A 12,784-nucleotide genomic window follows, 5' to 3' on the forward strand; every position below is an offset into this window, starting at 1 on the left:
GAATAGTGCTCCATCAACTATGACATTCACTATATCAACATAATAATGTTTAAAATTTCCCATTTTTTTATGTTTTTCAGGTCTTATTATATTAAAATTACTTTGCGGGCACGGATTGCAAATCCGCGCTATTCGGGCTTACTTATATTTCCACATTATGACCAGCATATTAACTTTCTTCAATTTTTTATTAAATTATTTTTAAATTTAAAATTTGTTAGCTCTAATTTATGCTGAAAGAAAAGAAGGTATAATTTGTTAAATTTGAGATATAATTTTTCTTCCTCTTTATTTGTTGAATTTTTATCAGATATACTAAAAGGACTACAAAGTAAGGAAAGCATAAAAAATAAGTGAGAATAGTTTATTAAGATTTCAATTTCTGGATCGTAAATTTCTCGTTCTGCTATTCCGTCAAAATTAAATTCTAGTTTTTCAATTGTTTTCTTTAATTCGAGAATCTGACTAGGAATTAAATAAGAAGTCTTTATAATTTTTTCCTCATTAATAGAATAAATTTGTAAAAGCTGGTTAATAACTAATTTATCATTATCAAAATTAGTTTTTGTAATACTTGTGGGACTAATGTTTTTTAACTTGTTTGTGAGTTCTAATAATTCTTTTAATTTGCTTAATCCTAAATGAAATTCCGTTTTCAAAGCTAGCCTATTTATTAATAGTTCCTTTTTGCTAATTTGCAAAGCCCATATTGATATTCCAAATGCGGCACATGAAATAAGAAAAGTGATATTATCTATATTTATGTAATCTAATAGTCCCATACTTTTTTGTTTCTTGGTTTAATTTTAGTGATATATTGATGATTCGTGTAAATGATTGAATTTTCTCTTTTGATATCGTAATTCTTAATGAATTGCTTGTGTAAAATTAATTTTAATTATGAGGTTAAATTATTTAACATTTGAAGCTGAAGGCTTGTTATTTCCTGCATCAATTAAAACGATACTCTTGTCATTAACTAGATTTAATTCGTCTAGAATATTATTTACTCTCTCAAGTTCTGGGTTATCAAAATATAATATCACTTTAATACTTTTTTTAGTGTTACTAGCTTTTTCATAGATTTTAACTTGGTTCTTAAGATTCATTTTTAATTTTGAGTTCGAAGCCAATTTAAATTCAATCAATGTTTTATCTCTAGCTCCTTTAGAAACTGAGTAATCAACAGGACCTCTGCCGTTATTTACTTCACGATTAATATCATATGGAGATGAAAACCATGTAAGTCTATAAATTACTTGTATATCAGCTTCTCTCTTTAGAGGCTGTCCCTTATGATAAAATAATTTATAACCATCCTTATGTTCTATGACATCTTTCATGAAGTTTATTCTTTTTAAAGATTCTTCAAAAGTTGATTCGTGATGTATATCATAAAAATCTGTTTGATCAATAAGTTGAGAAATCAATTGCATAACGCTATCTTTAAAAAAGCTAATGATATCTATAACCTTGCTCTTGGAAATTTCTGTAGCTCTATCTTTATTGAATTCTTTTGTCTTGATGTAATAATTTAAGATTTCAGGAAATTCTTTAATCACTTTGTCAATAGCTTCAAAAAGTTCTTTTTTAGTAGGAGGTTTTTCCTTCTGATTTTTACCCTTCCCAATAATTATTGGAGCAGGAAGCTTTGATTTAAAATAGCTGTCTATTTCACTTCTTAATTGGTCATTTGGAATTGTGTTACATATATTAGTGAACTTTCCACGTAAGTCATTTATATTAATCCAATTGTCATCTTTTGAAAGTAAATCCATAGGAGTTAAAATAACAAAATCATTATTGTGATAAGGCAAATTATAACTTTTTGGCATCCAGCGTTCGAATTTATAGTCAAAATAGGCTTTATTAACCTTAACTAGCTTTGTTTTTGACCTATCCAAAAAATTATTTGCGAAATTTTCAGAATATTCTAGTAAAAAGGATTTTATTAGATTGCAAGTAAAATCGCTAATATTGTCACTACCAACACCTAATTCAAATAAGCAAACTTTTTCAATATGAGTTGAATTTGTTACCGCTTCATTATTTAGATCACTATATACATTATGCATGTTTTCTGACATGGCTAAAGCAAATTTTTTTCCTAAGCCACTTCCTCCATTTCCTGTACGACTATAGCCTAACCAATTTTGTTTAACTTCTGAAAACATATACCAAGATTTTCTTTCGGCATTAGATATGTTTCCGCGATCAGATTTAGTTTTTAAGAAAGTGAGATACTTTAGAATGCTTTTGTGTAATTCTTTATACTTTTCTTCTTTACTGCTGAATAATAAGAATGGATCAATAAATAGAGGTAAATCATTAATTAATGAAACATTCAGAGCTCCATAAGAATCTAAAACTTCTTCTTGGACATTAAAAAAATCTGAAAAATAAATTTTATTCATTTTTTGTGGATTTATTATTTTAGGTTTTTCAAACATAACTTTTTGCTAATCAGTTTCATTACGGAAAACCTTAAATTGATAGGAAAAACAAACATCGTATAAAATTTAAATTTACTACCAAGTAAAAACCCCTGATTTTCAATTCAAAAATCCACCAAAATTTCCCAAAAATCAACACTAGAATTTTCCATAAAAATTTTGTAATTTTGCAGTCCAATAATAAGGAAAAAGAAAATGTTAGATAAACTTCAATATGTAAAGCAGCGTTTTGACGAGATTTCGGATTTGATTATTCAGCCGGATGTTATTGCCGATCAAAAACGTTATGTGCAGCTTAACCAAGAGTATAAAAGTATTAAAGCTCTGGTTGACAAAAGAGAAGAATACATTCTTGTTTTAGCGAATATTGATGAAGCAAACGAAATTATTGCCGACGGAAGCGATGCAGATATGGTTGAAATGGCCAAAATGCAGCTTGACGAAGCAAAAGAACGTCTGCCTCAATTGGAAGAAGAAATCAAATTTATGTTGATTCCGAAAGATCCTGAAGATGCTAAAAACGTAATGGTGGAGATTCGCGCGGGAACGGGTGGAGACGAAGCGAGTATTTTTGCAGGAGATTTGTATAGAATGTACACTAAATATTGCGAAACACGTGGCTGGAGAGCTTCTGTGGTAGATATGAACGAAGGAACTTCTGGAGGTTTCAAAGAGGTGATCTTTGAGGTTTCTGGAGAAGATGTGTACGGAACTTTAAAGTTTGAAGCAGGTGTTCACCGTGTACAGCGTGTGCCGCAGACCGAAACACAAGGTCGTGTGCATACATCGGCTGCAACGGTAATGGTTTTACCAGAAGCAGAAGAGTTTGATGTACAGATCGATATGAACGATGTTCGTGTTGATTTCTTCTGTTCGTCTGGACCTGGAGGACAATCTGTAAATACAACCAAATCGGCGGTGCGTTTAACTCACATTCCAACAGGATTGGTGGCGCAATGTCAAGATCAGAAATCACAACACAAGAATAAAGATAAAGCTTTGATCGTTTTACGTTCTCGTTTATACGAAATGGAATTAGCGAAAAAAGAAGCAGAAGACGCATCAAAACGTACTTCTCAGGTAAGTTCTGGAGACCGTTCGGCTAAGATTCGTACGTACAACTATGCGCAAGGTCGTGTAACCGATCACAGAATTGGTTTAACGCTTTACGATTTAGGAAACATCATGAATGGTGATATTCAGAAAATCGTTGCCGAGCTTCAGTTGGTTAACAATATGGAGAAATTGAAGGAAGCGTCGGAGGTGTACTAAGTTTCTGAGGTTCTAAGCTTCTAAGATACTAAGCTTCTAAGTTTTTACTTAGAGGTTTGCAAAAGCCGAACAAAGTTCGGCTTTTTTTTTGCTCAATTAGAGAAAAGCTCAGTAGCTTAGTATCTTAGAACCTTAGCCTCTGAAAAAAATTAGCGCCAGCTAAGTTTTTTCCTAAACTTCAATATTAAATTTACTTTATCTCTAAGTTTTTTTACTTAGAAAAGAATAAACAAAAAAGCCGAACATAGTTTGGCTTTTTTGTTTTATTTAAGTGCTATACTACAGCTTCTTTTTTGAGAGGTAAGATTTATATCATTTTTTTTATAACGAAGTTATTTTCAGTATGAAAACCTTTGAACCTTTGTCACTCTGAACCTTTGTCCCTAAAAAACATCAAAATTTTTTTTCAAAGTTTTTTTATCCATATTTACCTTACTAATCAACCAATTACAACTAAATATGAAAAAAACTTTACTCTTATTTTGCTTCTTTGGGAGCTTTTTTTATGCCCGATCGCAATCGTATTTCGGATTTCGAGATGATAATTACGCTGGGATTCAAGGCGCTTTATTTAATCCGTCCGTGATTGTCGACTCTAAGTACAGAGCCGATATTACCATTTTTTCTGCGAGTTCTACAGTGCAGAACGATTTGTACGGCGTAAATTTTACAACCGTTTTAAGCAACGATTACGATTTGTCTGCCGACGCAAAAAAGGAATTTAAAACCAATAATCATGGTAATTTTAATACCGATATTTTAGGGCCTTCGTTTATGCTCAATATTACGCCTGTGCATAGTATTGCTGTTTTTTCGCGTGTGAGAAGCGTAACCAATCTTGTAGACGTAAACGGAGAGCTTGTTGATGAGGTAAACAAAGATATTGATGTATCGAACAGTTTTATGTTTTCAGGCGGGAATCCGAATGGGGTTACCAATTCCTGGGCAGAAATAGGAGCGAGTTATGCAACAGTTTTATTAGATCGCGACGAGCATTTTATAAAAGGAGGAATTAGTTTAAAATATTTGATGGCGGGAGTAAACGGTTACATCAACGGCAGTAATTTGAGTGTGGCTTTTACTAAGAACAATACAAATCCATCTTTGAGTGAATATTTATCGACAGGAACACTGCGAACTGCGGCAAGTTATGATTACCAAAACGGCGACGATCCGAAGTTTGATATGTCCTCGGCTGGTTTGGGTGTAGATTTAGGTTTTACGTATGAATATCGTACCAATTGTCACACTTGCATGGGAAATAGATACAAGCTTAAGCTCGCAGCTTCTGTAACGGATATCGGAAAACTGAATTATAAAAACCTCACAGAAAACACTTATAATCTAAACGGAAGGGTTTCGCAGCAAGATATTGATGATGCCGAAGATATTTTTGAATTCTTCGATGCCAATTATACCAAAGTATCTTCTAGAAAAGGAGTAAAGGCAAATCTGCCGACAGCTTTACACACTAATTTTGACTGGAACATCGACAATAAATTTTATCTGAATTTAAGCGGTGATTTTAGTTTGGTAGATGCCAAAAAAGTAAACGGAACTGCGATTGCGAATTCGGTTACTTTTACGCCAAGATACGAAACCAGACAATTTAGTTTCTACGTTCCGATTACCTATATGCAATACAGCGGCACACAGGTAGGAGCGGGTTTTAGAGCAGGACCGTTGTTTGTTGGATCTGGAACTTTGGTTTCGAATCTGTTTTCGAATAATTCAAAAGGCTGTAATATTTATGCGGGGTTAAAGCTGCCGATTTATCAAAATTATAAGTAAAAAGGTGCAAAGGTGCAAAGGAGCAAAGGTGCAGAGGTATAGGAGGTCAAGGTTAACCTTTGAATCTTAGTATTAGAAGAATGCAAAGTATTATTTTATGTCTGTCCCTCTGTTCCTCTGTCCCTGTTAACCTTTGAACCTTTGAGCCAAAAAAAAGGGCTAAATATACACTATTAGTATATTTGCCCTTTTTTTGCATATAGTAGAGGTCTTATCTTCATTAACCGCTTTCCCCAAAAAGCGTATAATGAAAGTTAGATACCTAAAAATACTCTTGTATATTCAAAACATTTATATAGGTTAGAGTAAACGTATACACCGTTTTTTATGATTATTGTGTTTAACTTTTCCATAATACATATATATTAAGTTAGACATTACTCTTGCGATGGTTCATATTGATGTGATTCTTCTTCGTCAGAAGTTTCACTAGATTCCTGTGGTTTTGAGACGATGTTGGTAATAATAAGCTGTACAATTGAGCCCAGAATTCCTTTAAACATCGAGTCGCTTTTTCCGACTATGAATCTTTTTGCCAGATAGCCAATTCCGATACTAATCGCAGATTGTGCTAAATGACTTTTAAATCCGACAGTTTCGTTGATTTCTTCGACCGTATTTCGAATTAAATTAATCGGTTTTAGATTTTCTTTAATATCATCGATATGGTCTTTTATTGCGCACCATTCTTCGTCCTGACGGTTTTCTAAAAGTTGTATTCTCTGATTTAATTGATCAATAGTGTAAATAGGCTCCATACTAGTCTTTTTTAAGTATTAATAGTTTAAATCAGTTTTTACTTTTCTTTCAGAATACTCGAAATAATCGAATTACCAATTGGAGTTTTAATCAGCCTGTGATGCGTTTTGTGCACAATAACAGCGACAATTAAGTAAAAAAGTGCCATTATAAAAAAGCCTAGATAATACTCTCCCAGTTCTTTTCCAATCCATAAACTTAACCCTACATTTAGGAATAAAGTAAAAAACGCAACAACAATTCCGACAGCAATCTTAGATGCCAACGATGATACACCATCGGCCACAGAACATACTGTTTTGAGTTTCATTAACTCTAAACTCGTTTTAGTATAATTTTCGGCTTTTTCATAAAGATTAAAATTCTCGTTAGTTGTTGTTGCGTTTGGTTCCATGATATAGGGTTTTATGGTTTGAAAAATTCACTTTTTAGTAGTTCGTTTTTACAGTTTTAGCTTCATCTTTGATAGCATTAAAATCATCTTTAACTTGGTTAAGTTTAGATTTTCCCTCTTCGATAATTTCTTTACCGTTAGAAGTGATTGTGCTTACAATACCATCAAGTTTTGTTTTTAGATTATCTTTGTAATCTTTTGATTTATCAGAGATTTTTTTTCTTGTATTTGATCCTTTGTCTGGTGCAAATAATACTCCGATAAATGCTCCCGCAGCAGCGGCTCCTAAAATTCCTAAAATTGTTGTACTAGCTTTCATAATAATTGATTTAATGATTAAATATTTAATAAATTGTTGATTTAAATTTCGCGACCTTTAATCAGTCTTAGCAATATCGCGATAATGGCAATTACAAGAAGAATATGAATAATACTTCCGAAACTGTAAACAAAGAACCCTAAAGCCCAAAGTATCACCAAGATCACTGCTATAGTGTATAATAAGTTTGACATGGTTTCTTATTTTAATGGTTTGTAATTAATTACTTTTTCTTAATTTAATTTGTACGCTAGGTACACAGTTAAATTGCTGTTTCTAACATCTGGGAAAGTATAAGTATTTCCTGCAAAAGTTCTTTCTTTACCTATAGTAGTCAAGCCGTAGTTGTAACGAACTCCAATACTTACAGGGCTAAAATCTACTCCTACACCAGCTGCTATACCAGCATCAAATTTGTTAAGATCGTCTGTGTCGATAGCTTCGTTGAACGAGACATCTCCATCTCCTGTTACTTTTGAACTTACTAAATAAGATGCATATCCACCAGCTTGTAAATTAAAGTTTTTGGTAATATTTACTCTTACTAATAAAGGAAGTTCAATATAGTTTAATCTGAATTTTGCATTTCCCTCAATTACATTATTGTATTCTAATTCAGCACCTTTTGTCGTGAACAAAAGTTCTGGCTGAATCGCTACGAAATCTGAAATAGGAAGTGTAGCATAAACCCCGGCGTTAAAGCCGTATAAAACATTATTGTCGTTAACATCATCACCACTATCGATCAAGTTAGACATGTTAAATCCTCCTTTTACACCGAACTCGGTAGTTACATTAGTGTCCTGAGCATGCAGCATTCCAAATGAAGCTGTCAAAAAAAGTGTTAAGGCGCATAAAAAATTAGATTGCATTTTCATAATAAAAAATTTAGTTAATAATAGTCAATAAGGCTTTTATATATTTTGTTTTTGTAATCTTTCGGTTTCCCGCAGAACTTTATATTGTTCTGGTAAAAAATGCAGCACTAATTGTAAGATCGTTTTATCGTTTGTTTCCGTAGAAATAGATTCCAGAAGCTCAGTTTGATCACTCAAAGACTCTTTTACAGAGTTTAAATATTCGTTATTAAATTCGTTTCCGTTTGCGTCAATTAGATTGTACAAATCTCTTCTGTGCGTGGCGTTTATTTCTGTAATTACAATGAGCTTTGTCGTGGCAATTTTGCTTATTTCATCTAACAATTGATTTTCGTGTGCTTCGATTCTTTTACTCAATTGCTGTATCGATTCATCAGAACTTTTTTGTTGTGCAATTTTACTTTTAGAAACAATCCCCTTACAGATATTTGATGTTGAAATGAAGAAAAATGCTTCAGATTCTTCTCTTTCATTTTTGGCAAAAGTTTGATTCTTCAAAGTAGTTTCTATCGGATTAATCTTTCTGCACGAGCTCATGCAGAGTAAGGTTGCCAATAAGAGAAAGACTTTAAAAAAAGATACTTTTAAAAGGGGAATTGCTTTCATTATTACTTCCTAAAGTATTACAATACAAAGATGCAAATGAAAGAAAGGTTTTACTTTACAGCATAAAAAAGAAACGTTATATAATTCCCATAATGGCTTTATATAACGTTTATTAAGTGTTTTTTGAGAAGATTAATCGGGAAGAAAAACCGTAAAAATAGAACCTTTATTTATTGAACTATCGGCCGTAATATGACCTTTGTGGTTCTCTACGATTTTCTTACAAATCGCAAGCCCGATTCCAGTTCCTGGATAATCGGTTTTTGAATGCAGTCTTTGAAAAAGAACAAAAATGGTATCTTTAAACTGAGGATCAAATCCCATTCCGTTATCTGTAAAAGTAATTTTATGAAACTTGCTAACCGACTGCTCTAAAATTTCTGGATAATCGGACGAATTTACTTTCTCGCTCGAAATAGTTATTTCTGGTTCTACATCAGGACGACTGTATTTTAATGAATTTCCAATCAAGTTGATGAAAAGTTGTTCGATCTGATACGGAATTACAGCTAGTTTTGGAAGTTTTGAAGTTTTAATAACAGCCTTTTTTTCATCAATAGTTTCTGCAAGTTCTACTTCTGCGTTATCCAAAAGTTCGTTAAGATTCATTTTAATGAATTCTTTCTTTGTTGTATTTGTTCTCGAAAACAAAAGAAGATCGTCAATTAAAACACGCATTCTTTTGGCTGAACTTTCTATTTTAGTAATATAATTTTTGGCAGTGTCAGACATTACCGCTTTGTCGGCATCAGAAACTCTCGAAATAAAAGTCTGAATTTTTCGTAATGGTTCTTGTAAATCGTGACTCGCAACATGGTTAAACGAAGCCAGTTCTTTATTGCTTTTTTCTAATTCTTTATTTCGTTCCTGAAGTTCTATATTAAGAAGGTGTTCGTCTGTAATATCAAAATTAATTCCCAATACGATTTTACTTCCTTGCTGATCCGTCAATATTTTTCCAGTTGTTTTAAAATAACGGACTTCAAAATCTGGTCGCACAATTTTATAGTACACAAACGGAAGCTGTTTTTTTTCTATAATTCCGTCAATCGCTTTGGCAACAGGTTCTTTGTCGTCGGGATGAACATATTTTAAAAGCGTTGCCTTATTCGGTGCAAAAGAGTTTGGTTCAAGACCTAATAAACGAAACTGGTTATCTGAAAAATCAATTTTATCAGAATCCAAATCCCATTGCCACGTACTGAATTTACCGATAATTTCAGATTCAGAAATTAAGCCGCTCGAAATTAAAAGTTTTTTATTGAAAACCTTCAAACGTTCAAAATCACGGCTGATTTGACGATAAGCTAATAAGATAAAACTTAATGCCACTAAGAATAACGAAATCGAAAAAAGCGGACTCAACGAAATTTCCGCATCATAAATTTTAAGCCTGTTTTTCAAGTAAGCCTTTTCGATATCATTCATTTCGTCTACCTTAAAACGAATATTTTCCATCAAAATTCGACCGCCAAACATATGGTTGTCTAGTTTTCGTTTATCGTACGTTTTGGGATCGCTGTATTTCAGGCAGTTTTCAAAAGAAACAAAACGCTGAATGATTAGTTTGAAGAGTTTTTGGAGATTTTCCTGTTGTTCAGGATTATCGGCGGTGAGTTTTTTTAATGTAATAAATGACGTGTTAACTTTGTCGCGCGAATAAATGTAAGGGGTTAAGAAACGGGCATTGCGGGTAATGATATAGCCGCGCTGGCCCGTCTCTGCATCTTTTATAGCGGACATTAATCGTTCGAGCTGAATGTTTATTTCATACGTATGCATTACAAGCTTACTGGATTCGTTTAAATCCTGATTGTGTTTGTAAGCTATAGAAGAAAGAAATAACAGAATGAAAACTGCGATTACAAAAATAACTCTCAAAGAGTTTGAAGAATTAAAATTTGGTATCCATTTCATTGGTGTGCTCTTATTTTAGTCGCAGCAAGAAATTATCACGATTTAACCCAGAGGTATGATAGTGCCAGTTTACGGTCACGACTTCATTTATTAATTTTTTAAGCGTATTAAAATCACTTGGCTTTTTGATATAAATATTGGCGCCTTGAATAAAAGTGTCTTCAATATCTTCTTCAGAAGAAGAAGTAGAGTAGATTGCAATAATGATATCTTTCAAATGATCCGTCTTTTTGATTTCAATCAAACATTCTTTACCCGTTTTCTTGGGCATGTTCAAATCTAGAAACAAAATATCGGGAAGTTTATTGTCAGGATTTTGCAAATGATCCATTAATTGCATACCATCATGTACGAAATTAACGTTGGTTTGGATTTTGATTTCTTCAAAAGCATCTTTAAAAAAAAGACGATCATCTTCATCATCATCAGCCAATAAAATATTTAATGCGTTTTTTTGCATTTTAATGTAGTGTTTTTGGGTTTTATTTTAAATTTTCTCTTCTTTTCTTGATTATTCGCTGAAATGCAGAAGGAGTAATTCCGGTAGTGTTTTTAAACTGCGTACTTAAATGCGCAACACTAGAGTAGTTTAGCAAAAATGCAATTTCTGTTAAACTCATTTCATTAATAATAATAAGCTGTTTAGCTCTTTCAATTTTCTGCAAAATAATGAAATTTTCTATAGAAGAATAAGTTACTTCTGAGAAAACATTAGAAAGATAGCCATAACTGTGATTTAGTTTTTCGGCTAGAAAAACAGAACTTTTGTAATTGTTGCTGTCATCCATAAAAACCAATTCGATAATGGCATCTTTTATTTTTTGAACTAATACACTTTTTTGATTTTCAACTACTTCAAAACCGCAAGGACTTAATTTATTCTTCAAGTTTTCAAGTGCTTCGGCATCAAGATTGTCTTCAATTTCAATTTCGCCAAAACCCAGAGTTGTAAAATTTACGTTATTCTCTTCTAAATTTTGCTTCAAGTAAAGAGAGCAGATTGTATTGATATCAAATTTTATGAATAGCTTCATTTTTATAGAAATTTTGTTAAAGATACTTATTTTATTTTTTGTTACAGCGTTTGAATAGCGCAGAATTACAAGTTTTATGCTTTTTTTAAAATAAAACTCCCAAAAAAATACCGTCTAATAATATTACTAGACGGTATTTCCTGATTGAGTGATAAGGATTTACAAATCTGACAGGATTTGATGAAATTCTTCTTTTGTTTTTCCTAGTTTCTGCTGAAGTCTTCCGTACATTTCGTCTTCTTTTCCTTCAGCAAACATCAAATCGTCATCTGTAATTTCAGCATATTTTTGCTTCAATTTCCCTTTCAACTCATTCCAATTTCCTTTTATCTCTGTAGTATTCATGATCGTTTCTTATTTGAATTATTAGTATTGTAAAGTTCTAAATTATGCCTCAAATTTGTGTTACATTTATCTTTTCGACAGTTGCATAATTTTCATTTATTTTGATGTTGGTTCAAGTTTCAAGTTTCAGGTTTCAGGTTTGAAGTTGAGACTTAATCTCCATTCTCCAAAGATTTGCTCAACGTTTTTAAATCTAAAATCTAAAATCTAAAATAAATTTAAGCCTGATACCTTCTAAGAATCCACGCCATTTTTTCGTGTTCTTGTAATAAACCTGTTACGAAATCTGCTGAGCCTATATCATTAGTTTCGTTTTCGAAAACTGGAATATAATCTCTAAATTCAGTAACCAGCTGTTCGTGGTTTTGCAAAAGCTCAGAAAGCATATTTTTTTGAGATGCATATTCTTTCGGTGCTTCTTTCAATGTCGAATTTTCGATAAATTCAACCATTGTTCCAATTGTTTTTTCGCCAAGCTGATTAATGCGTTCCGCCACTTCATCAATATTTGCCTCAAGAACTCTGTATTGCTCTTCTAACAATTTGTGTAATTCCATAAAACTGTTTCCTGAAATATTCCAATGAAATTTTCTTGTTTTTACGTATAAAGTCATTTCGTTAGATAAAATCGTGGCTAATAGAGAGGCGCTTTTCTTTAAGTTTTTTGGAGATATTCCGATATGTGGTGTCATGATAGGCTTTTTACTGTTTTTTCAAAATTAACTTTTGACTCGGCATTTCTCCTTACACAATTTTTTAAAGATGTTACAGGACTTCAATGTTAATGAGAAAATGAGATGTAGATAATTAGAAAATTGGATAATTAGCCAATTAGATAATTTAATGCTGGAGGTAGAATTATTGGATGTTTTTACCGCAAAGTGCGCAAGGGATTTTGATATGCTAGATTCTTTAGAGAAAACGAAAAGTCTGCAAGGTATGGGTGTTTTTTACCGCAAAGTTCGCAAGGGATTTGGATGTGCTAGATGTTTATAAAAACGCAAAGTCCGCAAAGA

Annotated in this window: 15 protein-coding genes; 2 read left to right on the forward strand and 13 right to left on the reverse strand. The window is 32.4% G+C overall.

Features of this window, described 5'->3' with window-relative positions:
• Positions 1–179: 179 nt before the first annotated feature.
• Both ACFSC2_RS18915 and ACFSC2_RS18920 read right to left on the reverse strand, forming a co-directional pair.
• A complete protein-coding gene (locus ACFSC2_RS18915; protein ID WP_379813996.1) occupies positions 180–782 on the reverse strand; it encodes a hypothetical protein in 603 nt (200 codons plus the stop codon).
• A gap of 129 nt (positions 783–911) precedes the next feature.
• Positions 912–2,450: a hypothetical protein gene (locus ACFSC2_RS18920; RefSeq protein ID WP_379813995.1), complete on the reverse strand. Its 1,539-nt coding sequence runs from the start codon at positions 2,448–2,450 to the stop codon at positions 912–914.
• Positions 2,451–2,648: 198 nt separating this feature from the next.
• Between ACFSC2_RS18920 and prfA the strand changes: the two genes are divergently transcribed.
• Complete coding sequence (gene prfA / locus ACFSC2_RS18925) at positions 2,649–3,725, forward strand: peptide chain release factor 1 (RefSeq protein ID WP_379813994.1); 1,077 nt, start codon at positions 2,649–2,651, stop codon at positions 3,723–3,725.
• Positions 3,726–4,184: 459 nt separating this feature from the next.
• Positions 4,185–5,516 carry a DUF5723 family protein gene (locus ACFSC2_RS18930; protein ID WP_379813993.1) on the forward strand — a complete coding sequence of 444 codons (1,332 nt, stop codon included), beginning with the start codon at positions 4,185–4,187 and terminating at the stop codon, positions 5,514–5,516.
• Between the two features lie 377 nt (positions 5,517–5,893).
• Here the strand turns inward: ACFSC2_RS18930 and ACFSC2_RS18935 are convergent, their stop codons facing one another.
• The 11 genes from ACFSC2_RS18935 to ACFSC2_RS18985 form a co-directional block, all read right to left on the reverse strand.
• A complete protein-coding gene (locus ACFSC2_RS18935; RefSeq protein ID WP_379813992.1) occupies positions 5,894–6,274 on the reverse strand; it encodes a hypothetical protein in 381 nt (126 codons plus the stop codon).
• Positions 6,275–6,312: 38 nt separating this feature from the next.
• Entirely contained in the window at positions 6,313–6,669 is a 357-nt protein-coding gene (locus ACFSC2_RS18940) for a hypothetical protein (RefSeq protein ID WP_379813991.1), read from the reverse strand.
• A 34-nt stretch (positions 6,670–6,703) separates the two neighbouring features.
• Positions 6,704–6,988, reverse strand: a complete 285-nt coding sequence (locus ACFSC2_RS18945) for a YtxH domain-containing protein (RefSeq protein WP_379813990.1) — start codon at positions 6,986–6,988, stop codon at positions 6,704–6,706.
• 41 nt (positions 6,989–7,029) lie between these two features.
• A complete protein-coding gene (locus ACFSC2_RS18950) occupies positions 7,030–7,182 on the reverse strand; it encodes a lmo0937 family membrane protein (RefSeq protein ID WP_143102046.1) in 153 nt (50 codons plus the stop codon).
• Positions 7,183–7,221: 39 nt separating this feature from the next.
• Positions 7,222–7,866 carry a porin family protein gene (locus tag ACFSC2_RS18955; protein ID WP_379813989.1) on the reverse strand — a complete coding sequence of 215 codons (645 nt, stop codon included), beginning with the start codon at positions 7,864–7,866 and terminating at the stop codon, positions 7,222–7,224.
• Positions 7,867–7,902: 36 nt separating this feature from the next.
• Positions 7,903–8,403: a DUF4142 domain-containing protein gene (locus ACFSC2_RS18960; protein WP_379813988.1), complete on the reverse strand. Its 501-nt coding sequence runs from the start codon at positions 8,401–8,403 to the stop codon at positions 7,903–7,905.
• A 201-nt stretch (positions 8,404–8,604) separates the two neighbouring features.
• Complete coding sequence (locus ACFSC2_RS18965) at positions 8,605–10,389, reverse strand: CHASE3 domain-containing protein (protein WP_379813987.1); 1,785 nt, start codon at positions 10,387–10,389, stop codon at positions 8,605–8,607.
• A 10-nt stretch (positions 10,390–10,399) separates the two neighbouring features.
• On the reverse strand, positions 10,400–10,849 hold the full coding sequence (locus tag ACFSC2_RS18970; RefSeq protein WP_379813986.1) for a response regulator: 450 nt from the start codon (positions 10,847–10,849) through the stop codon (positions 10,400–10,402).
• Between the two features lie 22 nt (positions 10,850–10,871).
• Positions 10,872–11,423 carry a helix-turn-helix domain-containing protein gene (locus tag ACFSC2_RS18975; RefSeq protein WP_379813985.1) on the reverse strand — a complete coding sequence of 184 codons (552 nt, stop codon included), beginning with the start codon at positions 11,421–11,423 and terminating at the stop codon, positions 10,872–10,874.
• 159 nt (positions 11,424–11,582) lie between these two features.
• Positions 11,583–11,768 carry a CsbD family protein gene (locus ACFSC2_RS18980; RefSeq protein ID WP_347053141.1) on the reverse strand — a complete coding sequence of 62 codons (186 nt, stop codon included), beginning with the start codon at positions 11,766–11,768 and terminating at the stop codon, positions 11,583–11,585.
• Positions 11,769–11,986: 218 nt separating this feature from the next.
• Entirely contained in the window at positions 11,987–12,460 is a 474-nt protein-coding gene (locus ACFSC2_RS18985; protein WP_379813984.1) for a Dps family protein, read from the reverse strand.
• Positions 12,461–12,784 lie beyond the last annotated feature (324 nt).

Source organism: Flavobacterium artemisiae (assembly GCF_042678225.1).
GTDB lineage: Bacteria > Bacteroidota > Bacteroidia > Flavobacteriales > Flavobacteriaceae > Flavobacterium > Flavobacterium artemisiae.